Origin of the sequence: Serratia sp. MMO-28, from assembly GCF_037199905.1 — a bacterium.
In the GTDB taxonomy this organism is placed as follows: Bacteria; Pseudomonadota; Gammaproteobacteria; order Enterobacterales; family Enterobacteriaceae; genus Chania; species Chania oryzae.
The window spans coordinates 1-26,057 of sequence record NZ_JBBCVB010000011.1 but is presented as its reverse complement, the minus strand read 5'-3'; the positions used below and the strand labels follow the sequence as shown (position 1 = coordinate 26,057).

Below are 26,057 nucleotides of genomic sequence, written 5' to 3'. Positions count from 1 at the left end.
GCGCCAGGCGGCAAGTTCGCCTGGCATCCTGTAGGCCGCTTCCCCTACAATGGAATTCTGTGAATATATAAAGCAAGGATTGACGGTGTCGAAAGCCAAGTCTAATGCGACCATTGTAGATATTGCCCGCCGAGCAAATGTGACCAATATCACTGTTTCCCGTGCGTTTAATAAGCCTGAGTTGCTGAAGCCAGAGACGCTGGAGAAAATTCATGCCATCGCCAAAGAGCTTAATTATGTTCCTAACGCTTTTGCCCAGGGATTAAAGAAAAGCAGCAGTCAGATTATTGGTATTGTCACCAGCAGTTTATATAACCCGTTTTACTCCAACCTAATTCAAACCGTATCGCGTATTGCGCGTTTGCAGGGGTATCAGATCATGCTGTTTGATACCGACGGCAGTGAAGCTGCCGAAATGCAGGCGATCCAGGCACTGTTTGGTTATAAGGCGCGTGGCATTCTGTTATCTGCCGTGCGTGATGATAAACACTATCAACCCGCCTATCTGAACCAGGCCGAGCGCTACCATACCCCGCTGATCCTGATCGATCGTGACATCTATAACCAGAATCTGAGCGGCGTCTTTCTCAATAACCGGGAAATCGGCCATCTTGCCGGGAAATATCTCGCCGAACAGGCGGAAAATAAAGTCCTGATCCTCGGCGGCCCCGCTGATTCAGAAATTACTCTGGCACGCACTCAGGGTATTGTTGATGCGCTGGAGAAAAGAGACATTGAAATCACCCTCATCAACGGTGACTACGATTTTATTTCACAGGCAGCACAGGTTAAAGAGTATCTTGCAGCGCAGAAACACCCGCCACACTATATTGTCGGCCTGAATGGCATTATTACGCTTGGCGCGATCTCCCTCTGCCATCAGCTTAATATTTACGATCGGGTAAAATTCTTTTCCGTTGATGAGCCGCCGAAAGCCTGGGATTACGGCCTACATATCGCCGGGGTTTATCATGATACGCAGATGTTAGGGGAAATAGCCGCAGAGCTGCTGTTCAATGCCATCAAAAACAACTCGAGCGATCACCCCTTAAGGCGCGAGTTTTTCACCGGGAAACTGCTCGTGCAATAAACCTCAGGTTGCCGGGGCTGGCGGCAACCTGTAAGGCTTCTACTGCCCGTAGTAGGCATTTTTACCGTGTTTGCGCAGAAAATGCTTATCCAGCAACCCCGGTTGCATGGGGGAGATCGCCGGTGCCAGCTGCCGCGTTGCCATCGCCATCGCCGCCACTTCCTCCATCACCACCGCATTGTGCACCGCATCCGCCGCCGTTTTCCCCCAGGCGAACGGGCCGTGAGAATAGACCAATACCCCCGGCACCTGCTGCGGATCGCGATCGGTTAGCTGAAAAGTCTCAACGATCACATTGCCGGTTTCCCGCTCGTAATCACCGGCAATTTCGGCCTCGCTCATCGGCCTGGTGCAGGGAATATCACCATAGAAATAGTCGGCATGAGTGGTGCCCAGCGCCGGGATCGGCTGCCCGGCCTGCGCCCAGATAGTGGCGTTGCGGCTATGGGTATGCACAACGCCGCCGATATGCGGGAATGCGCGATACAGCGCCAGATGGGTATCGGTATCGGAAGAGGGTTTGCGCTGCCCTTCCCGCACCACGCCGTCTAAGTCCACCACCACCAGATCGGCCAGCGTCATCTCTTCGTAGGCGATCCCCGAAGGTTTGATCACCACCAATCCTTGCTGACGATCGATCGCCGACACATTTCCCCAGGTAAAGGTCACCAAGCCGTAACCGGGCAGGCTGAGATTCGCCTCAAGCACCTGCTGTTTCAGTTCACTTAACATACCATGCCTCCTATTTGCATCTGTTGCTCAATCCAGCGCTTTGCCTGAGCGATATGTTGCCTATCCTCACCATCGTTACGCGCCCACATTTCCAGCAGGAACGGCCCCTGATACTTCAAGCGCTTTAACACGGCAAAGGTATGGGCAAAATCAACGCAGCCGCTGCCAAAAGGCACATCGCGAAACTGCCCCGCCGCGCCGGGTGACACCGCTAAGGTATCTTTCAGATGGATAGCGGTGATCTTATCGATGCCCTGTTCCAGCTCAAAAGCCACATCGTTGCCCCAGGCGCTCAGGTTGCCGATGTCGGGATAAACGGTGAACCACGGGCTGGCAATCTGCCGGGAAAACTCGCGCCATTTGCTGATGCTGTTGATAAACGGAGTATCCATAATCTCCACCGAGAGCATTACCTGCGCTTTGGCCGCCAGCGCGACCGCCCACTGCATGCCCTCAATAAAGCGCTCACGCGTGTGGCGATCCGAGCTTTCGTAGTAAACGTCATAGCCCGCCAGTTGAATATTCCTGATCCCGACGTCCACCGCAAAGTTCAGTGCCTTTTCCATCAGAACACGCGCCTGCTGGCGGGTCGCGGCGTCGGCGCTGCCAAAAGGGTAACGCCGATGTGCCGACAGACACAGGCTGGGCAAGGCAATACCGCTGTTAAAGCGGGCATTAATCAGCGCCAGCCGCTGTTGGTGATTCCAGTCCAAACGCTGCTGACGTTCGGGCTGCTCATCGATGGAGATCTCCATAAACTGAAAGCCCAACTCGCTGGCAATATCCAGCCGTTGTGCCCAATCAAGCTCTGCCGGTAAGGCTTTCTCATACAGCCCCAGGCACAATGTATTAGTGGTGTGCATTCTTGACCTCGTTTAATGCCTGGGCGATCGCCAGATACTCCGCAAACCGCTCGCGTAAACGCCGATGGGCGGCCGCGTCGGGAAAATAGGTATGTAATTTCGGCTGTACAACCTGCGCCGCCTCGGTAAAGCTGGCGTATTCGCCCGCCCCCACGGCGGCACAAAGTGCGGCAGCGCGGCAACCGCTTTGCTTCACCTCCACCACCTCCAGCGGCACATTGCCCGCGTTAGCAAACATCTGCATCCAGATAGCCGATTGCGTTGGGCCGCCGGTCATGCGGATCCGCTCCACCCGTGGGTTCAGCGCCACCATGCGATCCTGATGGATCAGATGCGAGAACACGATGCCCTGATAAATCGCATGCACCACATCCGCCATATCATGGTGGCCCCCCAGGCCGATCAGCCCTCCGGGCAGATTGCTGCCGAGATTGGAACCATACAGGTAGGGTAAAAACACGATATCGCTGGGCCGAACGCTGCGTTCAGCCACCCAATGGTTGAACTGCCCATAGCGCTGCGGGTCATTGCCGCAAAACTGGCGCAGGAACCAGGCCAGGTTGCCTGCGGAGGTTGGGCTGCCTTCATGGACAAAATAGCGATCCGCCATGCAGTAACGCCCCCAGGCGAAAGGGTGCGCAGAGGGGATCACGCTTTCGGTCACGCAGGTCGCGATCGACCAGGTGCCCGCCACCGTGCTCAGAATGCGGTCATCCACCACTCCCGAACACAATGCTGCGCCAACCACGTCAAACAGGCCGCCGTATACCGCCGTTCCGGCAGAGAGTCCGCACTGTGCCGCAGCGCTGGCGGTGACCTGCCCGGCCAGCTCCGCCGATCCCAACAGCGGCGCGGTTTTATCCGCTACCTCCTCAATACCAAAGGCGGCCATCAGTTGCGGATCGTAATCCGCCAACTGCTGGTTAAACAGGTTGCTGCCAGAGATATTGGTCACTTCCGCCGCCGCCTCACCGGTCAGGCGAAAGCGCAGGTAGTCGTGCGCCATCAGCACGGCATCGATGGCGTCATACTTTGCGGGTTCGTGCTGTTTCAGCCAGCGCAATAGCACCGCCGGATGGCTGCTCCAGATGGGTTGCAGGCTGCGAGGATAAGTGCACTCTTCCACCCCTTGCTGCTGTAAATCGGCGACCATGGCACTGGCACGGGTATCCGATGAAACAATGCCGTTGCGCACCGGTTTCCCCTGCGCATCAATCGCATACAGCCCTTTACCGTGCGACGAAAAACTCACACCGCGCACTTGCTCACCGCTTACTGCGGCCAGATCCAGCACCTGGCGGATGGTCGAACAAAAATCCCGCCATAGCGCTTCCATCTCACGTTCACTGAACCCCGGCTGCAGGGACAAGGCTTCACCATCGCATTGCGCGACGGCAATTTCTTCACCGTCAGGGCGATACAGCCCCGCCTTGATCAGGGTGCCGCCAATATCTACGCCCAGAAAATATCCCATTGATGTTCCCTCAGCGTTATTTACGGCGGCTAGAACTGAGGTAAATGGCAGCGAGGATAATGCCGCCCTTAACCACGTTCTGAATGTAAGGCGACACGCTCATCAGATTGAGCCCGTTATTCAGCACACCGAGCATCATAGCCCCCACCAGAGTGCCAATAATGGCGCCCCGGCCACCGGAGATAGCCGCGCCCCCCAGCACCACGGCGGCGATCGCGTCCAGTTCAAAACCTTCACCGGCGTTCGGCTGCCCGCTCATCAGGCGCGAAGTCAATACCAACCCCGCCAGCGCCGCCGTTAGCCCGCTGACCACATACACCAGCACCTTATAGCGCGAAACGCGAATACCGCTCAGACGCGCGGCTTCTTCGTTGCCGCCAATGGCGTAAACATAGCGGCCAAACGGCAGATGGTTGAGCATGAGCCATGCCAGCACATAGACCCCAGCCATAATCAGGATCGGCACCTGAATACCCAGCACCGTGCCGCGCCCAAAGAAAGAGAACACATCCGGCAGGCCGGAAATCGGGTAACCACCGGTGTACAGCAGCGCCAAACCGCGGGCGATGCCCATTGAAGCCAGCGTCACGATGATCGGCGGCATACGCAGATAAGCAATGCAGGCCCCGTTAGCCAGGCCGAACAGAGCGCCGATCAGCAACGCGGCGACCATCGCCAGCGGAATCGGGATCCCGCCGAGCATCAATCCGGCGGCAATCGAGCCAGACAGCGCCATCACCGGCCCGACCGAAAGATCGATCCCCCCGGTCAGGATGGCGCAGGTCATCCCCACCGCAATAATGGCGTTAATCGACACCTGCCGTGCCACGTTGGTCAGGTTGTTAACCGTTAGAAAGCTGTCATTGAACAGGCTCATCAATAAAAACAGGATGGCGAAACCGATAAACGGCAGCACCGCAGGGTGATGCAGCAGTTTCTCCCAACGCTTGCTGGTGCTATGCACCGGGGCATAACCCGAAGTAGAGGATTGTTCGATTCCGATCATAGTGCACTCCCGGTAGCATGAAGCATGATGTTGTGAGACTCGATTTCATCACCGGTCAATTCGGCAACAATGTGGCCAGCGCGAAATACCAGGACGCGATCGCAAACCCCGATAATTTCCGGTAATTCTGATGAAATCATGATGATAGAGATGCCTTTCTGCGTGAGCTGTTGCATCATCTGATAAATTTCAGACTTCGCACCGACATCGATCCCACGCGTCGGCTCATCAAAGATGAGGATGTTGCAGTCATTGTTCAGCCAGCGGGCAATGACCACTTTTTGTTGATTCCCGCCGCTCAGGGTATTGACCGCGGTATCCGGATCGGGCGTTTTCACCCCCACCTCACGGATCAGGCGCCGCACAATCTCGTTATCCTTACCGGCGTTGACAAAAAATCGGCCAAAACGCTCGTGGCGATTAAGCGTGATGTTCTGCGCCACCGAGAACGGCAGCACCAGCCCTTCGGTTTTACGGCTCTCCGGCAGCAGCCCGATCCCTTGTTTCAGCGCCTCCGCCGGGCTGCGTAGCGTGGCACTCTGCCCGTTGAGACGCACCTGTTTACGATAGCAAGCACTTGCACCAATCAACGCGGAGACCGTTTCCGTGCGCCCCGAGCCCACCAGCCCGGCGAACCCCAGAATTTCCCCTTTGAACAGATGGAAATGGTCTTCCTGCTGGTGTTTGCTGCGCTGAATACTGGCTTCCAGCAGGCGCGTCGAAGTGTCGACCGGGTGCGATTTCAACGGAAAGGTGTGCTCAATGGTGCGCCCGACCATCAGCTTCACCAGTTCATCCACGTTGGTTTCGGCCACCGGCAGCGTCTGCACATAGGTGCCGTCGCGCAGCACGGTGATCCGATCGCACAGGGTGAAGATCTCGTCCAGATGATGCGAAATAAACACCATGCCGACGCCGAGCAATTTCAGATCGTTCATCACGCTGAACAGGTGATCGGCTTCGCCCGGAGTTAAGGTGGCGGTCGGCTCATCCAACACCAGAACGCGTGCATCCAGCGACAGCGCCTTGGCAATCTCGACGAACTGCTGCTGTGCAACGCTGAGTTGCTCCACCGGGCAATCGAGATCGATATTTACCGCCAAGCGTTTGAATATCGCTTCGGCTTTTTTACGCATTGCTTTTCGATCTAATAATCCCCAACGGTTTTTGACTTCCCGATTGAGAAAAATATTGTCTATCGCGTTCATATAAGGAATTAATGAGAATTCCTGAAATATAATTCCCACGCCGGCATCAATTGCCTGACGATAATTATAAAAGTGCCGGCTTTGCCCTTCCAGCAGTATTTCACCGGAGTCCGGCTGATGAATACCGCACATAATCTTAACCAGCGTCGATTTACCGGCACCGTTTTCCCCCAGCAGCGCATGAATTTCACCCTGCCGGATCGTCAGATTGATACCATCCAACGCCTTGACACCCGGAAAGGATTTCTTAATCTGCTTTAATTCTAATAATGCCGTCACGATGATATTCTCCGAGAATAGCGCTCAGCCAAAGGGCAGAGCGCTACCGAACGCTTACCAGCTAAAACCTTTCGCATTACTGCTGTCGATCAGTTTGACTTTCACCGGAATGGTTTTAGGCACATTCGCTCCCCAGTAACGGGCCAGCGCGATACCCAGTGCAATACGTATCTGATCGCGTGGGAACTGTGCAGAGGTGGCGATAAACGGCGAGTCTGGCTTGAGGATCTCCTGAATAGCCTCTGCCTGGCCATCAACGCTGACCAACTTGGCCTTGGAACCGTTGCTCTTGATGGCCGCCAGCGCGCCAAGCGCCCCGACGTCATTCACGCTGAAGATACCGGCCAGATCGGGCGTCGATTGCAGCATGTTTTCCGTTACCGTAAGCGCCGTATCACGCTCTTGTTTACCATTTTGCTTGGTGACGATCTTCATCTCTGGGTGCTTTTTAATGGCATCTTCAAAACCGCGCACGCGTTCAAGAATCGGCACCACCGGGATACCGTCCAGGATCGCCACTTTGCCCTTGCCACCGAGTGATTTCGCCAGGTATTCACCCGCCTGGAAACCGGCGTCGTAGTTTTCTGAACCGACAAAGGAGTCCAGCGGCCCTTCCGCCTGGGCATCTACCGCCACCACCACGGCTCCGGCCTTATGGGCAGAAATCACCGCCGATTGCACCCCAACCGAATCCGTTGGGTTAATCAGCAAGATATCCACCTTCTTTTGCAGCATATCTTCGACGTCATTAATCTGCTTGGAGACATCATGACGGGCATCGGCAACATACACTTTGGCACCAATATCATTCGCCGCCTGTTCTAATGCCTGCTTCATTGAGACAAAATAATCGTTATTCATCTCCTGGAATGAAACACCAATAGTAATCTGCTTGGCTAATACCGATTGACTGGCGATCAGCATGCCGCCAGCAAAAATAACCGGCAGCGTTTTCTTGATAAATGAAAACATATTTTATTCTCCTGTAGGGTGAATCATTATTATCAGAGCAACAATATGAATTAACCTATTTAACAGTAATAGCATCCCATGCTTGGTAAAAAGCATTTAAATCGTCGTTTAAAATCTAGAATTAAGGCACCAAAACAACCTTTATCGAATCCGTTGAATCCGCCAGCGCGAAAGCCTGATCCCAATCGTTTAAAGAAAAACTGTGGGTCACTACGCCTCTGGAGGTCACCAGGCCGCGCTCAAACAGATCGATAGCAATTTCATAACTGTAAGGTGCCAAATGCGCGCCGCGAATATCCAACTCTTTGCGATCGCCAATAATCGACCAGTCGACGGTGGTTTCTTTGCCAAATACGCTGAATTCAACAAAGCGCCCCAGCTTGCGGATCATCTGCAAACCCTGAGTTACCCCGACTGGAGCCCCCGTAGCTTCGATATAAACATCACAGCCATAGCCGCCGGTTAATGCCTTGACGATTTTATCGGCATCTTCTTTCAGCGGGTTGATCACCACGTCGGCACCAAACTCTTTGGCAAGCTCCAGGCGCTCATCAATGGCATCGATCACGATCAGTTTTTTCGGCGTTTTCAGCCGAGCAACCTGTACCATGCACAGCCCCAACGGCCCGGCACCGGCCAATACCACCACATCATCCAGTTGAATATCGCCACGCGCAACGGTGTGGATGGCGCAGGCCATGGGTTCGATCAGCACCGCATCTTCGTGGCTGAGGCTTTCTGGGATCTTATGAACGATCGCGTTTTCAGAAAAACGCATGTATTCCGCCATGCCGCCTTCGGCAACATCTTTCTGGAAGCCGTAAATATTGTGCGTTTCACACATCCAATAGCTGCCAGATTTGCAGTAGCGGCATTCCCAGCACGGCACGATCTGCTCGGCGATCACCCGCTCGCCAATCTTGTATTTCTTCTCTGTGCCCTCGCCCATGGCAACAATGCGGCCATAGAATTCGTGGCCCGGCACCACCGGCGGTTTTACCCACGGCGTTTCTCCCCAGAACATCTGAGCGCCATTTTTACATTTGCAGTCCCCGGCGCAGATCCCACAGCCTTCAACTTTGATCACCAACTCTTTTGCCTTTGGCAGCGGCGTTGGCACCTGTTCAAAACGGTAGTCCTGTGGACCATGGCAAACCACCGCGCGCATCTTCTCAGGTAACTGGCTCATTTTGCTCTCCATTATCAGACTCAAAACCAAAATGTTGACGTTGTCATTTTTGGTTAAAAAAATATGAAATACGCTATTAATTGATATATTTCATAATATTAATCATCAATCACTCGCTAAAACTAGAAATGACAACGTAAACATTGAGTATCATATAACCAAAGCCGCGAAAACAAATGTTTGAACAAAATCACAGTTCGTTAACATATAGCCTGAAAGCGCTACAAATTCCGATCGTGATCACATTCCCATCGCCGAAACATGACGTTATAAGGAGAGAAATAAGCGGCGGGCTTGCCTGATAAACGGGGCGTTGCAGCCAACGGCAACGCCCGCTTAATTGGAGAGATCGGTCTATTTAATCGTTACGCATTCAACGGTTAAGCCGCCAGATCGAGGCAGATTCCGCGCCCAACCGCAGTTGCAACCCCTGTTCTGCCACCTTGAGTTCACCCTCCCCCTCTAACCGCAGCCATGTGCCCTGCGCCAGTAACGGGCTGTATGGCAATACCGCTTCGCCGCTACCGCTGCGCTGCAACGCCACCAGCACCTGCTCTTGCTGGTAAGTACGTACAAACACCAGCGTTTCCCCTACGGCATACAATACCTGGCAGCCGCCGCGCCGTAGCGCTTTGCTCTGCTTACGCAGCGCAATCAGGCGGCGGAACAGGTTCAGCAGCAGGTGATCCCACTGGCTTTCATCCCATGGGAAGGTTTTGCGGCAGAACGGATCGTTGCCACCGTCCAGGCCGATTTCGTCGCCATAATACAGGCAAGGTACCCCGATCCAGCTCATCAGCCACACCGCCGCCATCTGCATACGCCGGGTGTTATTTTCCAGCATCGTCAGAAAACGTGCGGTATCGTGGCTGTCCAGTTGGTTAAACTGAATCAGCTGACGATTGTGCGGCAACCCGGCACGATAGCCGTCCATCCACTCCGCGCAGGTGGCCGCATCAATCTGTACCGGATGGTAGGCCACGTCCTGCCCGGCCAGAAACGCGCGTACCGGTAACGCAAAGCCCACATAGTTCATGGCAGCGTCTTCAACCCCGGCGTGCAGCCAGCGGCGGGCATCACCAAAATGCTCGCCCAGCACATAAGCCTCTGGGTTCTCCTGCTTGACCACCTGATAAATCCCGGCCAAGTGCTGCAAATTCCCCTCAGCACCGCCGTTTTCCCCCAGCATATGCACCACGTCCAACCGCCAGCCGTCGATGCTGTAAGGCGGCCGCATCCAATAACGCACTACGCTGTTATCGGCACGATAAATGGCATCCACCACCTGTGGCTCGGCGAAATTGAGCTTGGGCAGATTGGTATGGCCCTTCCAGGTCAATGCCTCGCCATCCGGATAGAAATTAAACCAGCCGCGATAAGGGGAATCAGGGTGGTGACACGCCCCCTGCTCGCCCTGCTGATAGCGATCGAACCACGGATGCGAGTCGCCGGTATGGTTGAAAACCCCATCCAGCACCATTTTCATCCCCACCTTGTGAGTACTTACTCGCAAACGCTGCAGTGCCTCGTTGCCGCCAAAGTACGGATCGACCTGGTAATAATCGTCAGTGTCATATTTATGCACGCTCGGCGAGGTGAAAACCGGGTTGAGATACAACGCCGTCACGCCAAGCTGCTGCAGGTACGGCAGTTTCTCGCTGATGCCATCCAGATCGCCACCGTAGAAGGTCGACGCCGCATGTTTCTCTTCCAGCGGATGTTGCCAGTCGCGGCGTATCACCTCGCATCCTGCTGCATGATGGCGATAGCTGCCGCTTTCAATCCCATGCGCTGCGCCGCTGCTGGCAAAACGATCGGGGAATATCTGGTAAAACACCTGGTCGGCCACCCACATCGGACTATGATTCGGCTCATCAACCGCGAATTGTGCCAGTTGCCCCGGCGGGATCAGCGACCACCCCTGTGGGCCAAACCACTGCTGGCGATCGGCCCACAACAGTTTGAAACAGTAGCGCCGGGTGGCCTCTCCCTCGTTCAATGTCAGGCTGGCGTGATAGCGCCACATGCCTTCCGAGGCCTGTACCTTCATTTTCAGCAACCATTCCTCATTATCCGGTTCGGTGCGCAAGAAGACCTGTTCGGGCAGATCCTCCCCCTGCAGCCACAGCGTGATCTCCAGACGTTGCCCTTTCTTCACCACGAAAGGGGGAACGGGTTGATGCCAGGCGTTAAGCATTAAGGTTCTCCTGATGTACAAAACGAAATCGACGACATTGTTTAATGCCCGGAACAATGCCACGTTGAGTGACATTTCCCCTCCTCTCTGTTCGACAAACTCAGGGATGAGTTGAGGGGTGGAGATGCAGTTCCCAGGGTAAATCAACGCTAACGCCTGGTTGATATTGAGAGTATTTTTTGAACAACGTTGAAAGGGGTAGCTCTATAACAATATCGGCCCTGCGATCAGGGCCGATATTTTTCACGTCAATCCTGCTGTGTTGCCAACACCGCCTGCTTCTTCTGGCGGTTTACCTTGATGTAGTAACCCAGCAGCAGCAAGGCGACCCACACCAGCCCGGCATACAGCGAGACGCGAGTGGCCGGGAAGTAGCCAATCAGGCCAATAATGAACACCAGGAAGATAATGGCAAGCACCGAAGTGAACACGCCGCCGCGCAGCGGGAAGTCCAGCTTCTTCACCTGATCCTTGCTCAGGCTGCGGCGGAAAGCGATCTGCGAGATCAGGATCATAATCCACACCCACACGGTGGCGAAGGTGGCCAGTGAGGCGATCACCAGGAACACGCTTTCCGGCATGATGTAGTTGAGGTACACGGCAATCAGCATGGCCGCCATCATTACCACCACCGTCACCCACGGAATGCCGCGCTTGGAGATTTTACTGAACACCTGCGGCGCATGGCCCTGCTCGGCCAGACCGTGCATCATACGGCCAACGCCGAACACATCGCTGTTGATCGCCGACAGTGACGCGGTGATCACCACAAAGTTGAGAATGCCCGCCGCCATGGTGATCCCCATGTGCTGGAAGGTCAGCACAAACGGGCTGCCGTTGGTGCCCACCTGATTCCACGGGTAGATCGACATGATGACAAACAGCGTTCCCACGTAGAACACCAGAATACGCCATGGTACCGAGTTGATGGCTTTCGGGATCGACACCTTCGGATTTTTGGCTTCACCGGCGGTGATACCGATAATCTCGATGCCGCCATAGGCAAACATCACCAGTTGCAGCGACAGCAGCATGCCGATAAAGCCATTGCTGAAGAAGCCGCCGTTGGTCCACAGATTGCTAATACCGGTCGCTTGCCCGCCGTTGCCAATACCCCAGACAATGATGCCGATTCCGGCAACGATCATGATGATAATGGTGGCCACTTTGAAGAAGGAGAACCAGAACTCCAGCTCACCAAACACCTTCACGCTCATCAGGTTGATGGCACCGATGATCAGCACCACGCTTAATACCCAGACCCAGTGCTGCACCTCGGGGAACCAGACGCCCATATAGATGCCGAACGCCGTCACGTCGGCAATGGCCACGATCAGGATTTCAAAGCAGTAGGTCCAGCCCGTGATATAACCGGCCATCGGGCCAAGGTAATCCTGGGCATAGCGCGAGAACGAACTGGCCTGCGGGTTATTGACTGACATTTCGCCCAGTGCGCGCATGATGATGAACGCGACGATCCCGCCGATCAGGTAAGCCAGCAGAACGCTGGGGCCTGCCATGCGGATAGCTTCGGCTGAACCGTAGAATAAGCCGGTGCCGATCGCGGAACCGAGGGCCATAAAGCGGATGTGGCGCGTACTGAGGCCACGCTTCAGCTTATTGGGCGCTGTGGTGGATGACTGTTGTTGCATGGAAATGACCTGTCCCTTTAAACGTACAAAAGCCACGGACAAGTCCGTGGCCCAAAATTAAGATCGCAGGTTTATGAATGCACAGTCACTTCACGGCTGCGCGCAAAAACCCGATCATAAATTGCGACCAGCGCCAGCATCAGCAGCGAAGGCGGCAACCATGCCAAGCCCTGCGCCGCCAACGGCAGGTTATCGCTCCAGGCTGGCAGCAGATGCTGGAAGCTGGACGCTTTCACCGCGTCAAGAATACCAAACAACAGGCTGACTAACATCACCGGCGCAACAATACGTGAAGTATTGTTCCACCAGCGCAGGGTGAAGCTCAGCACCACCAGCACGATGCAAGGAGGATAGATCGCGGTCAGTACCGGGATCGAGATCTGAATCAGATGGCTCAGGCCGAGGTTGGAAACCACCATCGAGAACAGGCCCAGAATAAACACCAGCGTCTTGTACGAGAACGGCAGGTACTGCTCAAAAAACTCGGCGCAGGCGCAGGTCAGGCCCACCGCCGTGACCATGCAGGCGATAAAGATCAGCGCAGCCAGGAAGAAGCTCCCCAAACCGCCAAAGGTATTCTGCACATAGGCATGCAGGATCACCGCGCCGTTGGTGGCATCTGGCGTCAACACGCCACTGCCGGAACCTAGCTTGAACAGGCTCAGATACACCAGCGTCAGGCCAATACCGGCGATCAAACCGGCCAGAATAGTGTAACGGGTCAGCAGACCGGCATCCTTCACCCCGCGCGAACGTGCGGCATTGACGATCACGATGCCGAACACCATCGCCCCGAGCGTATCCATGGTCAGGTAACCATTGACGAAGCCGGAGGAGAAAGGCACGCTCTGATAAGCCTCTACCGCCGGGATCGGTGCCCCTGCAGGCCACATCAGCGCGGCAATACCCAGAACGGCCAGCGCCACTATCTTCAGCGGTGCCAGAATATGCCCCACGGTATCAAGCAGGCGGCCAGGATACAGTGAAATACCGATCACCAGCGCGAAGTAGACCAGGCTGTAGATAAACAGCGGCAGCGGGCCGTCACCGGTCAACGGCGCAATCCCTACTTCAAAGGAAACGGTAGCCGTGCGTGGCGTAGCAAACAGCGGGCCGACAGCCAGATAGCACACCGTCGCCAACAGCAAACCGGCGCTACGGCCAATCGGCGTGCTCAGGGCATCAACACCGCCCCCCACGCGCGCCAGCGCGATCACCGTCATCACCGGCAACCCCACGGCGGTGATCAGAAAACCCAATGCCGCAGTCCATACGTGCTCGCCGGACTGCAAACCCACCATCGGTGGGAAGATAATGTTCCCGGCACCGACGAATAAGGCGAAGGTCATAAACCCCAACGCCAGAATATCTTTTGATGTTAAACGCTGACTCATACGATGTTGTGTTGCCTGTAAAAATGAAAAAAATTTTCGCCCGTGTCGGGGCAAAAAACCGGAATTGAGTTGCTGGCCTGCCCTGGCATCCTGAGCCCGATCGGCAACCCAAACGCGCAATATCTGGCGCGTCGTACCGATCCCAAAAGGGTTGCTCATGAAGGTGGGCAGCGTTTTAGAAGTTATATCCCCAACCGATTTCATGGTTGCAGCCAGCAGCGCTGGAGGTGAAACACCATGGGGGTTGAATGGAGGTTTAGTCCAGCAACGCGGGCTAAGTTAAGCGTTTATAGCGCTGAAAGACAAGATGCAGCAAAGAAAGCAGAGCGATCGTCCAGATAATATTTTCTAGCCAGTCGATCATAGGGGTTATCAAGAAATATACACTACATGATTTGTATTATCTTTGAGCAATAAACTCACAGAGTGTGAATCATTGTGCTAAATATTGCGTACAAACACCAAAATTCAGCCATTCATCGCACATAACGCGCTCAGTTTTTGCACTCAAAAAAGCGACTCCAACCCCAGCATCATGCGCGTTTTGCGCAGCGTGTCCGGGGGCAACGGCAAATAACCGTCGTGATTCACCAGCGCCTGCCCTTGCTGCGAAAGCACGCGATCGAGAAAAGCCGCGGTCAACGGTTCCAGTGGCTGGTTCGGCACTTTATTGATGTAGATATACAGATAACGCGCCAGCGGATAACTGCCGTTACGCACATTGCTTTCCGTCGGCGCGACGTAGCGATGACCTGATTCAGCCAACGGCAGCAAACGCACCCCGCTGGCACGAAAACCAATGCTGGCATAGCCGATGCCGCTTAACGATCCCGCCACGGCCTGCACCACCGAAGCCGAGCCAGGCAGTTCGTTCACCCGCGTCATGAAATCCCCGCCACACAGGGCACGCAGCTTGAAATAGCCGTAGGTGCCGGAAGCGGAATTACGGCCAAAACGTTGCAGAGTGCGCTGTGCCCAACTGCCCTGCAGCCCCAGTTCACCCCAGCGTTGGATCGCGCTATTTTCGCCGCAGCGGCGGGTGGAGGAAAAGATCTGATCGAGTTGCTGCAGGTTCAGCCCGCGCAGCGGGTTGTCCTGATGGACCAGCACCACCAGCGCATCGACCGCCACCGGCACCGCCAGCGGCGGATAACCATAACGCTGCTCAAAAGCCGATATTTCCGCCGCTTTCATCGGGCGGCTCATCGGCCCCAGTTGGGCCGCGCCCGCCGCCAGTGCGGTCGGGGCCGTGGAGGAACCGGCGGCCTGGATTTGCAGGTTAACGTTGGGATAGTGCTGGCTGAAATCCTGCCCCCACAGCGCCATCAGGTTGGCCAGCGTGTCTGAACCTACGCTGGAAAGATTGCCGGCCAGCATACCGTCCGGCTGCGCCTGTGCTCCGGGGCTGAGCAACAGCATCAGACCAAGCAGTAATCCTGAAGTGAATCGGGCCATAACCACGTCCGCGCGTTAATTTTTCACCGCATTCTCTGACAAAGCAGCGGGGACAATCAACCGATTAGGCAAGGTAAAGATGAAACGCGTGCCGATACCGGGCTCGCTCAAAATCTCCAGCCGTGAATCATGGTGGCTGAGCGCATGCTTGACGATCGCCAGCCCCAGCCCGCTGCCGCCGGTCTGGCGTGAACGCGCCTTATCCACGCGGTAGAAACGCTCGGTGAGCCGTGGGAGATGCTCAGAAGCGATCCCCGGCCCGCTGTCGCTGACCTGAAACTGCGCGCCCTGTGGCGTCTGTTGCCAACTCACCTCAATATTGGTGCCCGGCGGCGTGTGGTTGACGGCGTTATACACCAGATTGGAAACCGCGCTGCGCAACTGATCCTCATTGCCAAACACCCTGAGGTTTTCATTAACGCGGAAGCTGATCGCATGATTGCCATTGCTGAGCGACTGCGCTTCGCGCTGCAACACCCGCAGCATCAGTGGAATATCGACTTTTTCATTCATATCAACGTTGGGAGCGGCCTCAATGCGTGACAGCGTCAGCAACTGCTTCACCAGCCCGTCCATGCGTTTGGTCTGCTCCTGCATGGTGCTCAGCGCTTTGCTGCGCAGTGAACCATCCAGTTCCTGATCGCTCATCATCTCCAGATAGCCTTGCAGCACCGTCAGCGGGGTGCGCAGCTCATGGCTGACGTTGGCGAAGAAGTTACGACGTGCCCCTTCCAACTGGCGCATCTGGGTCACATCGCGCGCCACCATCAGCAATTGCCCTTCGGAATAGGGCATTACGCGGAACTCGACAAAGTGCTCGTTATTCAACTGCAGCGTCAGCGGTTTAGAGAATTCCTGCTGTTGCAGATACTGGCTGAACTCCGGGTAACGCAGCAGGTTGAGGATATGCTGGCCGTTATCCTCCGGCCAGCGGAAGCCCAGCAGGTGCTGCGCCAGGCCGTTACACCAGAAAATATTGCCTTCAACGGTGGTCATCACCACCGCATCGGGCAGGGATTCGGCCCCGCTGCGAAAGCGTTTAATCAGCAGCGCCAGTTCACGGCGGCGGCGGCGGTTACGCTGCTGCATCTGATACAGGCCGTAAAACAGCGGTTCCCAGCTCCAGCGCCCCGGCGGCGGCGTCATGCTGCGATCAACCCACAGCCAGTGGGAGAGTTTGAGTTGGTTGTAAAAATTCCAGGCCAGTGCAATCAGCACCGCAACCAGCAGGAACCAGGGCAAATAGCCAAAAATCAGCCCCAGCAATACCGCAGGCAAACAAAAAAGGGCCAGCTCAAGAGCCAGCCTCTTCCAGGATAGGCGTTCTAACACGGCATCTGCTCCAACATGGCGCGTTTAATAGCGCGTTGAGAACCGGTAGCCGGTGCCCCGAACGGTTTGAACCATTTTGTCATGACCACTGGTCTCCAGCGCCTTACGCAGCCGGCGGATATGCACATCAACGGTACGGTCTTCCACATAAACGTTAGTGCCCCAGACGTGATTAAGCAACTGCTCACGGCTATAAACCCGTTCTGGGTGGGTCATAAAGAAGTGCAACAGCTTGAACTCGGTCGGCCCCATATCGAGCGCCTGCCCGCTTGCCATCACCCGGTGTGAAGAAGGATCCAGGCTCAATCCCTGCATTTCAATCACTTCTTCCACTGCCATCGGTGAAATCCGGCGCATCACCGCTTTAATGCGCGCCACCAGCTCTTTGGGCGAGAACGGTTTGGTGATGTAATCATCCGCCCCCACTTCCAGGCCACGCACCCGATCTTCTTCTTCACCGCGTGCGGTCAGCATCATCACCGGGATATCCCGGGTCAGCGCCTCGCGCTTCATATGCTTGATAAACTGAATGCCAGAACCGCCGGGCAACATCCAGTCAAGTAACACCAAATCAGGGAACGGCTCGGACAGGCGCGTAATGGCACTGTCGTAATCCTCGGCTTCCAACGGTTGGTAACCATTCTGTTCCAACACAAAGCACACCATCTCACGGATCGGCGCTTCGTCTTCCACCACCAGTATGCGTCTTGCCATCGTCAATCCTGCCAATGTGTTATTTAGGCTATGTTGCGGCGCCATTATGCGTCAGTTTTGTGACACTTTTATGAAAATCACCACTGCCTTTGCGGCTCTAAGCATAGTGATTATTCTAACGATCAAAGAAAAACCATTTAGATGTCATAATGCTTACGTCACGACAGGGCACTCAGCCCCCTTATAATCACCGCAATTATATTTTATGCAGGGAGTATCATGCGCCTGATTCATACTTCTGACTGGCATCTGGGCCAATACTTTTTCACCAAAAGCCGTGCCGCCGAGCACCAGGCCTTTTTGCGCTGGCTGATCGAACAGGTGGAACAGCAGCAGGTGGATGCGCTGATCGTCGCCGGGGATCTGTTCGATACCGGCTCCCCGCCGAGCTACGCCCGCGAACTGTACAACCGCTTTGTGGTGGAATTACAGCACACCGGCTGCCAGTTGGTGATTCTGGGCGGCAACCATGATTCCGTGGCCACGCTCAATGAATCGCGTGAGCTGCTTTCCTGCCTGAATACCACCGTGATTGCCAATGCGCAAACGGCAATTGAACAACAGATCCTGGTGTTGCAGCAGCGCGATGGCCAACCGGGGGCGGTGCTGTGTGCCATCCCGTTCCTGCGCCCGCGCGATCTGCTCACCAGCCGCGCTGGGGAATCCGGCACGCAAAAACAGCATGCGTTACAGGAAGCCATCGCCGAACATTACCAACACCTGTATCAGGCCGCCTGCGCGCGCCGCGCCGCGCTGGGCCTGAAGCTGCCGATTGTCGCCACCGGCCACTTAACCACCGTGGGGGTGACCACCTCCGACTCGGTGCGCGATATTTATATCGGCACGCTGGATGCCTTCCCGGCGCAGGCGTTCCCCCCTGCAGACTACATTGCGCTCGGCCATATCCACCGCGCCCAGAACGTGGCTAAATCTGACCATATTCGCTACAGCGGCTCGCCGATCCCGCTCAGCTTCGACGAACTCGGTAAAGCCAAAAGCGTGTTGATGGTCGATTTCGCCGACGGAGCTCTGCAACAGGTTAACGCGCTGGAGGTGCCCACCTTCCAACCGATGCAGTTGATCAAAGGCGATATATCGCAGATCGAACAACAGCTGCGGCAATTTGCCGATTACTCGGGGGAATTGCCGGTTTGGCTGGATATCGAAGTGGCGACGCAGGATTACCTCAGTGATATCCAACGCCGCATCCAGCAACTGACCGATGCGCTGCCGGTGGAGGTATTACTGCTGCGGCGCAGCAAAGAGCAACGCCGCCAGGCGATCGCCCAGCAGGACAGAGAAACCCTGAATGAATTGAGCGTTAGCGACGTCTTTGAACGGCGGCTGGCGCTGGAGAGCGAAATGACAGAACCGCGCCAGCAAAGGATGCGCCACATGTTCCAACAGGTGGTTGAAACCTTGCACCAGGATGAGGAGCCTTCCGTATGAAGATCCTCAGCCTGCGCCTGAAAAACCTCAACTCGCTGCAGGGCGAGTGGAAAATCGACTTCACTGCCGAACCCTTCGCCAGCAACGGGCTGTTTGCCATCATCGGCCCGACCGGCGCGGGCAAAACCACGTTGCTCGACGCGATTTGCCTGGCGCTGTATCACCAGACTCCCCGGCTGAACGTCACGCCAAGCCATAACGAACTGATGACGCGCCACACCGCCGAATCGCTGGCGGAAGTGGAGTTTGAGGTGAAAGGCACCGGCTATCGTGCCTTCTGGAGCCAGCGCCGCGCCAAAAACGATCCCAATGGTAACCTGCAGGCACCGAAAGTGGAATTGGCGCTACGGGAAAGCGGCAAGATCCTGGCAGACAAAGTACGGGATAAGCTGGATCTGATCGCTTCGATCACCGGGCTGGACTTCGGCCGTTTCACCAAGTCGATGATGCTGTCACAGGGGCAATTTGCCGCGTTTCTTAATGCTGATGCCAACGATCGCGCCGAACTGCTGGAGGAACTGACCGGCACCGAGATCTACGGCCTGCTTTCCGAACGGGTCTTTGAACAACACAAGCAGGCAAAAACCGAGCTCGATGCCCTGCACCAGCGCGCCAGCGGCATTGAGCTGTTGACTGATGAACAGCGCCAAGCCTTGGAAAACCAGCTTACGGCCCTCAGCGTGGAGGAGCAGCAGCTCAGCCAGCAGGCACAACGGCGCCAGCATGAGCTGAACTGGCTGCAGCAGTGGCAGCACGCCCAACGGCAGTTGCAAGACTGCCAGCAACAGCTCAGCGCCGTGCAACAGGCCCATCAGCAGGCAGCACCGCGGCTGCAGCAGTTGGCGCGCAGCGAACCGGCAGAAAAGCTGCGCCCACGGCTTGATGAACGCAACCGCTGCCAGCAGGACAGCCAGGCCCTGCAACAGCAAATCACGCGATTGCTGCAACAGCAGCAGCAACAACAGGCACAAACTGTTCCGCTACAACAACGGTTAGCGCAGGCGCAAACGGCCAAGCAGGCACAGATTGCACACCAACAGCAGCAACAAGCGTTGATCGATGAGCAGGTGCTACCGCTCGATCAGCAGATTGCCCACGGGCAAAACACGTTGGCTGATACGCATAAAAAACGCACCGATAGCCAAAAGCAGCACGAAGAACTCGGCCGCACATTGGAACAACTGGCAAACCAGCGCACACAGCTTGCCGCTCTGGCAAGCCAGTCGCAGGCGCAACAGGCGGCTTTGACCACGGCGCTGCAACAACATCAGCAACAGCAGGCGGCGCTGGAAACGCAGTCTCCGCAGGAAAAGCTGCGCCAGCGCCAGGCAGAGCTGGCCGATCTGCGCCCGGTACGCCAGCAGTTATCCAACCTGGCGTTGCTGTTTCAGCAAGGCCAGCAGCACCTGGAACAGCAACGGCTGGAGTTTGACGATCGTCAAAAGCAGCTGACCGAGGCAGAAACGCAGCTTGAGCAGGCTCGTCAGCAGTACAAGCAGCACAAAGCGCATCTCAACGACGTTGAGAAAAACCACGAGCTGGAAAAACTGATCGTCAGCCTAGAGGCCGAACGCGCCCGGCTGCAAACCGGCGAGCCTTGTCCGCTGTGTGGTTCCACTCAGCACCCGGCGATCGCGCAGTATCAGGCGGTAAAGCCCTCAGAAACCGCACAGCGCGTCGCCGAAATGCGTGCGCAAGCCGAAACGCTGTATACGCAAGGCAGCGAACTGCGCGCGCGCTGTGAAAGCCTGAAAGATCAACAGCAACAACTGCAGCAACGGTTAAAACAGCAACAGCAGCAGCAGGAACAGCATCTGCAACGCTGGCAAACGCTCAGCGCGCCGCTGGCGTTTGACTTTACCCTGCACGACGCGCAGCGCCTGAACGATTGGTTGGCCGCCTGCGATAGCGAAGAGCGCACGGCTCAGCAACGGTTGTTACAGCACCAGCAGGCTGCCCACGCCGTTCAGCAGGCCAAGGATGAATTGAGCACCCTGCTGCTGGCGCAGCAAAAAAACCAGCAGGATATCGCACTGCTGGATGAGCGTTTCAACCTGCTGCAGACAAGCCATGCAGAAACCCTGCGCCAGCATGAGCAATGGCAACAGCTGGCACAGCAGCAAGAAAAAGAGCTCGCAGAACTGCGCCGTGAACGTATTGCGCTCTTTGGTGAGCAACAGGTGGCACAGGTGCGCCAGCAGTTACAGGCGGCACAAACGGCTTGCGACAACGCCCTGCAACAGGCCACAGAACAATTGAGCCAGGCGCAGGAGCAACGCGAGCGCTTAATGGGCCAACTCACCGGCTTACAGCAGCAACAACAGCAGTATGCCGAGCGTTTACAGGCGGCGGAACAGCAGTGGCTACAGGCGCTCGCCAGCAGCGAATTCGCCGATGAAGCGGCGCTGCGCGCTGCGTTGCTTGACGAGAGCGTGCGCCAACAATTACAGCAAGAAAAAGAAGGGCTGCAGCAGCGTCAGGTACAAGTCAACGCCCTGTTGGCCCAGGCACAGCAAGCGCTGGAGCAGCAACGCCTCTGCCGCCCGGCAGATCTGGATGAAGCGCTCGCGACCCCGGCAGCCCTGAGCCAATTGGCCGAGCAGCTAAAAACGCTGCAACAACGCCAGGGGGAAGTACGTAACCAGTTAAGCAGCGACGCGCAGCGCCGCTTAAACCAACAAACGCTGTTTGAGCAGATCGCCCAAAGCCAGCAGCAGTACGACGACTGGAGCATGCTCAATCAGTTGATAGGCTCAAAAGAAGGCGACAAATTCCGTAAGTTTGCCCAAGGGTTAACCCTCGATCATCTGGTGTATCTGGCTAACCACCAGCTTGGGCGTTTGCACGGGCGCTACCTGTTACAACGCAAAACCAGCGACGCGCTGGAACTGCAGGTGGTGGATACCTGGCAGGCCGATGCCCTGCGTGACACCCGCACTCTATCAGGCGGTGAGAGCTTCCTGGTCAGCCTGGCACTGGCCTTGGCGCTTTCCGACCTGGTCAGCCACAAGACCAGCATCGACTCGTTATTCCTTGACGAAGGCTTCGGCACGCTGGACGCAGAAACGCTGGATACCGCACTGGATGCTCTCGATAGCCTCAATGCCACCGGCAAAACCATCGGCGTGATCAGCCATGTCGAAGCGATGAAAGAACGCATTCCGGTGCAGATTAAGGTGAAAAAGGTCAACGGGCTGGGGATTAGCAGGCTGGAACCGCAGTTCCGCATTGAGTAACTGCTCGCTGGCCGCAGAGAAATGTGATCGCGGCGGCAGTCCAGGGCGAAAAGCGTTGAGCCAGGGCAGACAATGGTTATCATACAGCAGAATTACCCGGAATCATTCGAGTGGCATCAGGGCTTGATGTATGACGGGGATAAAAGGATTGTCACTGTGAATACAGGCAAAACCTGACCTTCGGGATCGCTCCTGGGTGTCGGGTTTTTTCGTTTTCAGCAGGCTGGAAAAACCAGGAATAGCCATGAAAATCGCTAAAATACTCAATAATAACGTAGTGATTACGCTGAATGGCCATCAGGAAGAAACGGTGGTGATGGGGCGTGGCATTGGCTTTAAAAAGAAAGCCGGTGATAGCGTAGATGAAAGCCTGATCGAGAAGGTATTTACCCTCAACAGCGGCGAGATGAGCGAGCGTTACAAAGAACTGCTGGCGGAAATTCCGCTGGCCTGCATAACCACCGCCGATCGCATTATCACCCTCGCCCGCCAGCGGCTGCCGGGGAAACTGCACAATATTGTCTATATTACGCTGACCGACCATATCCACTTCGCGCTACAGCGCCATGCACAAGGGTTGGACATCAAAAATGTGCTGCTGTGGGAGATCAAAAAACTCTACCCGAACGAGTTTGCCCTCGGGCTGGAGGCGCTGACGATCATCGCCCAACGCCTGGAAGCCCAGCTACCGGAAGACGAAGCCGGGTTTATTGCCCTGCACTTGGTCAACGCCCAGCTTAACGATGAAATGCACAACACCCTGCATATTACCCGCGTGATGCAGGAGATCCTGAATATCGTCAAATACCATTTCCGCTTTGATTACAATGAAGAAGCGCTGAGCTATCACCGTTTCGTCACCCATCTCAAGTTCTTTGCCCAGCGCCTGCTGGGGAAAAACTACGTCGACAGCGACGATGATTCGCTGTATCAGGTGGTGAAGGACAAATACCACGAATCATTCGCCTGTGCTGGCAAGATCAACCAGCACATTGAAAAGCACTACCAGCATCGGCTGACCCGTGAAGAGATGATGTTTCTGACCATCCACATTGAGCGGGTACGCAGCGAAAGCGAAGGGAATTACGTCGCCAAGGAGTGAGCTTCCTCAGCCCTTGGCGAAAACGATCACTGCGGCCACAGCCAGGCCGCGCCGCGCACGCCGCTGGAATCGCCGTGGATCGCTTTGCGGATCGGGGTTGCGCATTCGCCGCCAAATACCCACTGTTTCACTAAAGGCGGCACATGCTGGTACAGGCGTTCAACGTTGCTCATCCCGCCCCCAAGAACGATCACATCAGGATCAAACAGATTGATCGCGTGGGCCAAAGACTTCGCCAAACGCATTTCGTAGCGGGCGATCGCCTGTTCTGCCGTCACATCCTGCTGCTGCGCCAACGCCATGATCTCATGCCCTTTCAGCGCATTACCGCTCAGGCGCGCATAGTCGGTGGCAAACCCCGTGCCGGAGATAAAGGTTTCAATACAGCCCTGCTTGCCGCAGTAGCAGGGCACTTCGGCGCGAAAACGCAGCTCATCGTCATCCAGCCAGGGCAGCGGATTATGGCCCCATTCGCCGGAGATGCCGTTCCTCCCGGCGTGTACCTGGCCGTTAATTGCCACACCGGCACCGCAGCCGGTCCCCACGATCACCGCAAACACCGTTTGGCACCCCGCAGCGGCCCCGTCGGTGGCTTCTGACACCGCCAGACAGTTTGCATCGTTCGCCAACCGCACCTCACGCGCCAACATGGCCGAAAGATGTTTATCCATCGGCTGGCCGTTCAGCCAGGTTGAATTGGCGTTCTTCACCAGCCCGGTAAAAGGCGATAATGTGCCGGGAATGCCCACGCCAACCGAGCCTGGCTGGCCGGTTTGCTCTTCCGCCAGCCGCACCAAGCCAGCAATCGCTTCCAACGTCTGCTGATAGTCATTACGCGGCGTGGCAATACGATGACGGAACAGCTCCTGCCCGTCGTTGGCTAACGCGATCACCTCAACCTTTGTGCCACCCAGATCAATACCAATGCGCACTATTTTCTCCTCAACACGCAACGACAACGGACATACAGCCTAATGTAACCCAGCTGAAAAATCTTGTGCTTACTGTTGGCATTGCAGCAGCACGTAGCAGAAACGCGGGAACCGCCGCAATTCCACGGGAATAAGGCGATTTTCCAGCGTCAATTCGTTATCATGCCGCCCTGCTTTTGATGAATCTGCGTGCGATCCTCATGAGAAATGATGGAGATAAGTGCACGCCCAGCCTGGGATAACATTATGCTGTGGTTTAAGAATTTGATGGTTTACCGTTTGAGCCGCGACGTTGCGCTAAACGCGGATGAAATGGAAAAACAGCTCAGCGCCTTTGCGTTCACCCCGTGCGGTAGCCAGGATATGGCCAAAACCGGCTGGGTCTCGCCGATGGGCTCTCACAGCGACGCACTGACGCACGCCGTTAACGGCCAAATCATGATCTGCGCCCGTAAAGAAGAGAAGATCCTGCCTTCACCGGTGCTGAAGCAGGAGTTGCAGGCCAAGATCGATAAGCTCGAAGGCGAGCAGCACCGCAAGCTGAAGAAAACCGAGAAAGACTCGTTGAAAGATGAGGTGCTGCACAGCCTGTTACCGCGCGCCTTCAGCCGCTTTAACCAGACCTTTATGTGGATCGACACCGTCAACAGCCTGATCATGGTCGATGCCGCCAGCGCCAAACGCGCCGAAGATACCCTGGCGCTGCTGCGTAAAAGCCTGGGTTCACTGCCGGTGGTGCCGTTGACCATGGAAAGCCCGATCGAGCTGACGCTGACCGAATGGGTGCGCTCCGGCGAACTGCCAGCCGGTTTTATCATTCAGGACGAAGCCGAGCTGAAAGCCATTCTGGAAGACGGCGGCGTGATCCGCTGCAAGAAACAGAACCTGATCAGCGATGAAATTGCCGTACATATTGAAGCGGGCAAGCTGGTGACTAAACTGGCGGTCGACTGGCAGGAGCGGATCCAACTGGTGCTGGCTGACGATGGCTCTCTCAAACGCCTGAAGTTTGCCGACGCCTTACGCGAGCAGAACGCGGATATCGATCGTGAAGATTTCGCCCAACGCTTCGATGCCGATTTTATTCTGATGACCAGCGAACTGGCGGCATTGATCAGCAATACCATTGAAGCCTTGGGTGGCGAAGCGCAGCGATAAACGCAAAGCCGCCGGGGTACGGCATCGCACCCCGGCGGTAAATTATTTACTCAGATAACGGCACAGGTAGGCGGTTGCATCAGCAACCTGCAGGTTGAATTCACTCTGCCCTGGCACGAAGAATTTTTCACCTGGCGTAAACACCTGCCAGTCTGGCGCTCCCGGCAACAGCACTTTCAATGCCCCGGTGATCACCGTCATTTCCTCCGGCTGTGCGGTGCTGAAGGTGTATTGCCCCTCCTCCATCACACCGACGCTGGTACGACCGATGCTGCTACTGTCGAAACCGATAGACTTCACTTTTCCGGCAAAATACTCGTTCACTTTCAGCATAAACTGGCACCCGCGTTATCATCTTAGTGGAACCCCATATTGGGGGATTGGGTCTGATCTGTCACTGGTTTTTCACACGAAATGCGATCACGGCGCACGGTAAGGCTGCCGCGTTTTTCTTCATGCCGAGCAGTGCTCACCGCCGGGGTAAAAAAAACGGGGCCAGAAGGCTAATGCTTGTCAGTTAAGGCTAACCAGTTCCCTCTCCCTTGGGGAGAGCAGCTGTGTTTAAAGTCAATGGGTGATGATTAATTTGTCACCCATTGCCTATTATCTCGCAGCATCGCGTT

At 55.8% G+C, this 26,057-nt stretch carries 20 protein-coding genes; 5 read left to right on the top strand and 15 right to left on the bottom strand.

The window, feature by feature from the left end; all coding sequences use genetic code 11:
- The first annotated feature begins 85 nt into the window (after positions 1–85).
- Positions 86–1,090: a LacI family DNA-binding transcriptional regulator gene (locus WG891_RS11500; protein ID WP_337262866.1), complete on the top strand. Its 1,005-nt coding sequence runs from the start codon at positions 86–88 to the stop codon at positions 1,088–1,090.
- 39 nt (positions 1,091–1,129) lie between these two features.
- On the opposite strand, the gene araD is transcribed toward WG891_RS11500, so the two are convergent.
- From araD to phoB, 13 genes are all read right to left on the bottom strand, one after another.
- Positions 1,130–1,822: an L-ribulose-5-phosphate 4-epimerase gene (gene araD, locus WG891_RS11495; protein ID WP_337262865.1), complete on the bottom strand. Its 693-nt coding sequence runs from the start codon at positions 1,820–1,822 to the stop codon at positions 1,130–1,132.
- Positions 1,816–2,685 carry an L-ribulose-5-phosphate 3-epimerase gene (locus WG891_RS11490; protein ID WP_337262864.1) on the bottom strand — a complete coding sequence of 290 codons (870 nt, stop codon included), beginning with the start codon at positions 2,683–2,685 and terminating at the stop codon, positions 1,816–1,818. The genes araD and WG891_RS11490 overlap by 7 nt, the downstream gene beginning before the upstream one ends.
- Entirely contained in the window at positions 2,672–4,159 is a 1,488-nt protein-coding gene (locus WG891_RS11485) for an FGGY-family carbohydrate kinase (RefSeq protein WP_337262863.1), read from the bottom strand. Before WG891_RS11485 ends, WG891_RS11490 begins: the two co-directional genes overlap by 14 nt.
- 16 nt (positions 4,160–4,175) lie before the next feature.
- A complete protein-coding gene (locus WG891_RS11480) occupies positions 4,176–5,165 on the bottom strand; it encodes an ABC transporter permease (protein ID WP_337262862.1) in 990 nt (329 codons plus the stop codon).
- Entirely contained in the window at positions 5,162–6,652 is a 1,491-nt protein-coding gene (locus WG891_RS11475; protein ID WP_337262861.1) for a sugar ABC transporter ATP-binding protein, read from the bottom strand. The genes WG891_RS11480 and WG891_RS11475 overlap by 4 nt, the downstream gene beginning before the upstream one ends.
- 54 nt (positions 6,653–6,706) lie before the next feature.
- Positions 6,707–7,624, bottom strand: a complete 918-nt coding sequence (locus tag WG891_RS11470; protein ID WP_337262860.1) for a substrate-binding domain-containing protein — start codon at positions 7,622–7,624, stop codon at positions 6,707–6,709.
- A gap of 121 nt (positions 7,625–7,745) precedes the next feature.
- Positions 7,746–8,813, bottom strand: coding sequence for a zinc-binding dehydrogenase (locus tag WG891_RS11465; RefSeq protein WP_337262859.1), 1,068 nt, complete (start codon positions 8,811–8,813; stop codon positions 7,746–7,748).
- Between the two features lie 373 nt (positions 8,814–9,186).
- Positions 9,187–11,010 (bottom strand): maltodextrin glucosidase, encoded by a 1,824-nt coding sequence (gene malZ, locus WG891_RS11460; RefSeq protein WP_337262858.1) that lies wholly within the window; start codon positions 11,008–11,010, stop codon positions 9,187–9,189.
- Between the two features lie 248 nt (positions 11,011–11,258).
- On the bottom strand, positions 11,259–12,662 hold the full coding sequence (proY, locus tag WG891_RS11455; protein ID WP_337262857.1) for a proline-specific permease ProY: 1,404 nt from the start codon (positions 12,660–12,662) through the stop codon (positions 11,259–11,261).
- 71 nt (positions 12,663–12,733) lie between these two features.
- Positions 12,734–14,056: a branched-chain amino acid transport system II carrier protein gene (brnQ, locus tag WG891_RS11450; RefSeq protein WP_337262856.1), complete on the bottom strand. Its 1,323-nt coding sequence runs from the start codon at positions 14,054–14,056 to the stop codon at positions 12,734–12,736.
- 507 nt (positions 14,057–14,563) lie between these two features.
- Positions 14,564–15,511: a PstS family phosphate ABC transporter substrate-binding protein gene (locus WG891_RS11445; protein WP_337262855.1), complete on the bottom strand. Its 948-nt coding sequence runs from the start codon at positions 15,509–15,511 to the stop codon at positions 14,564–14,566.
- Between the two features lie 15 nt (positions 15,512–15,526).
- A complete protein-coding gene (gene phoR / locus WG891_RS11440) occupies positions 15,527–16,843 on the bottom strand; it encodes a phosphate regulon sensor histidine kinase PhoR (protein ID WP_337262854.1) in 1,317 nt (438 codons plus the stop codon).
- Positions 16,844–16,867: 24 nt separating this feature from the next.
- On the bottom strand, positions 16,868–17,557 hold the full coding sequence (phoB, locus tag WG891_RS11435) for a phosphate response regulator transcription factor PhoB (protein WP_337262853.1): 690 nt from the start codon (positions 17,555–17,557) through the stop codon (positions 16,868–16,870).
- A gap of 219 nt (positions 17,558–17,776) precedes the next feature.
- On the opposite strand from phoB, the gene sbcD reads away from it, so the two are divergent.
- The 3 genes from sbcD to licT all read left to right on the top strand — a co-directional run bounded on the left by sbcD (position 17,777) and on the right by licT (position 23,344).
- Positions 17,777–19,006, top strand: coding sequence for an exonuclease subunit SbcD (sbcD, locus tag WG891_RS11430; protein WP_337262852.1), 1,230 nt, complete (start codon positions 17,777–17,779; stop codon positions 19,004–19,006).
- Entirely contained in the window at positions 19,003–22,242 is a 3,240-nt protein-coding gene (sbcC, locus tag WG891_RS11425; RefSeq protein WP_337262851.1) for an exonuclease subunit SbcC, read from the top strand. Before sbcD ends, sbcC begins: the two co-directional genes overlap by 4 nt.
- Positions 22,243–22,486: 244 nt before the next feature.
- Entirely contained in the window at positions 22,487–23,344 is an 858-nt protein-coding gene (gene licT / locus WG891_RS11420; protein ID WP_337262850.1) for a BglG family transcription antiterminator LicT, read from the top strand.
- Positions 23,345–23,370: 26 nt separating this feature from the next.
- Here licT and mak read toward each other — a convergent pair whose 3' ends face one another.
- A complete protein-coding gene (gene mak, locus WG891_RS11415) occupies positions 23,371–24,276 on the bottom strand; it encodes a fructokinase (protein ID WP_337262849.1) in 906 nt (301 codons plus the stop codon).
- A gap of 246 nt (positions 24,277–24,522) precedes the next feature.
- Between mak and rdgC the strand changes: the two genes are divergently transcribed.
- Entirely contained in the window at positions 24,523–25,434 is a 912-nt protein-coding gene (gene rdgC, locus WG891_RS11410; RefSeq protein ID WP_337262848.1) for a recombination-associated protein RdgC, read from the top strand.
- A gap of 42 nt (positions 25,435–25,476) precedes the next feature.
- Here the strand turns inward: rdgC and ppnP are convergent, their stop codons facing one another.
- Positions 25,477–25,767, bottom strand: coding sequence for a pyrimidine/purine nucleoside phosphorylase (gene ppnP, locus WG891_RS11405; protein ID WP_337262847.1), 291 nt, complete (start codon positions 25,765–25,767; stop codon positions 25,477–25,479).
- Between the last annotated feature and the right edge of the window lie 290 nt (positions 25,768–26,057).

Excerpts from the sequence above, each read along its gene's own strand:
- araD (WP_337262865.1), bottom strand. The coding sequence starts at position 1,822 with ATGTTAAGTGAACTGAAACAGCAGGTGCTTGAGGCGAATCTCAGCCTG.
- WG891_RS11465 (WP_337262859.1), bottom strand. The coding sequence starts at position 8,813 with ATGAGCCAGTTACCTGAGAAGATGCGCGCGGTGGTTTGCCATGGTCCA.
- WG891_RS11445 (WP_337262855.1), bottom strand. The coding sequence starts at position 15,511 with ATGGCCCGATTCACTTCAGGATTACTGCTTGGTCTGATGCTGTTGCTC.
- WG891_RS11480 (WP_337262862.1), bottom strand. The coding sequence starts at position 5,165 with ATGATCGGAATCGAACAATCCTCTACTTCGGGTTATGCCCCGGTGCAT.
- rdgC (WP_337262848.1), top strand. The coding sequence starts at position 24,523 with ATGCTGTGGTTTAAGAATTTGATGGTTTACCGTTTGAGCCGCGACGTT.
- sbcC (WP_337262851.1), top strand. The coding sequence starts at position 19,003 with ATGAAGATCCTCAGCCTGCGCCTGAAAAACCTCAACTCGCTGCAGGGC.
- brnQ (WP_337262856.1), bottom strand. The coding sequence starts at position 14,056 with ATGAGTCAGCGTTTAACATCAAAAGATATTCTGGCGTTGGGGTTTATG.
- malZ (WP_337262858.1), bottom strand. The coding sequence starts at position 11,010 with ATGCTTAACGCCTGGCATCAACCCGTTCCCCCTTTCGTGGTGAAGAAA.
- WG891_RS11485 (WP_337262863.1), bottom strand. The coding sequence starts at position 4,159 with ATGGGATATTTTCTGGGCGTAGATATTGGCGGCACCCTGATCAAGGCG.
- phoB (WP_337262853.1), bottom strand. The coding sequence starts at position 17,557 with ATGGCAAGACGCATACTGGTGGTGGAAGACGAAGCGCCGATCCGTGAG.
- licT (WP_337262850.1), top strand. The coding sequence starts at position 22,487 with ATGAAAATCGCTAAAATACTCAATAATAACGTAGTGATTACGCTGAAT.
- sbcD (WP_337262852.1), top strand. The coding sequence starts at position 17,777 with ATGCGCCTGATTCATACTTCTGACTGGCATCTGGGCCAATACTTTTTC.
- WG891_RS11490 (WP_337262864.1), bottom strand. The coding sequence starts at position 2,685 with ATGCACACCACTAATACATTGTGCCTGGGGCTGTATGAGAAAGCCTTA.
- ppnP (WP_337262847.1), bottom strand. The coding sequence starts at position 25,767 with ATGCTGAAAGTGAACGAGTATTTTGCCGGAAAAGTGAAGTCTATCGGT.
- WG891_RS11470 (WP_337262860.1), bottom strand. The coding sequence starts at position 7,624 with ATGTTTTCATTTATCAAGAAAACGCTGCCGGTTATTTTTGCTGGCGGC.
- proY (WP_337262857.1), bottom strand. The coding sequence starts at position 12,662 with ATGCAACAACAGTCATCCACCACAGCGCCCAATAAGCTGAAGCGTGGC.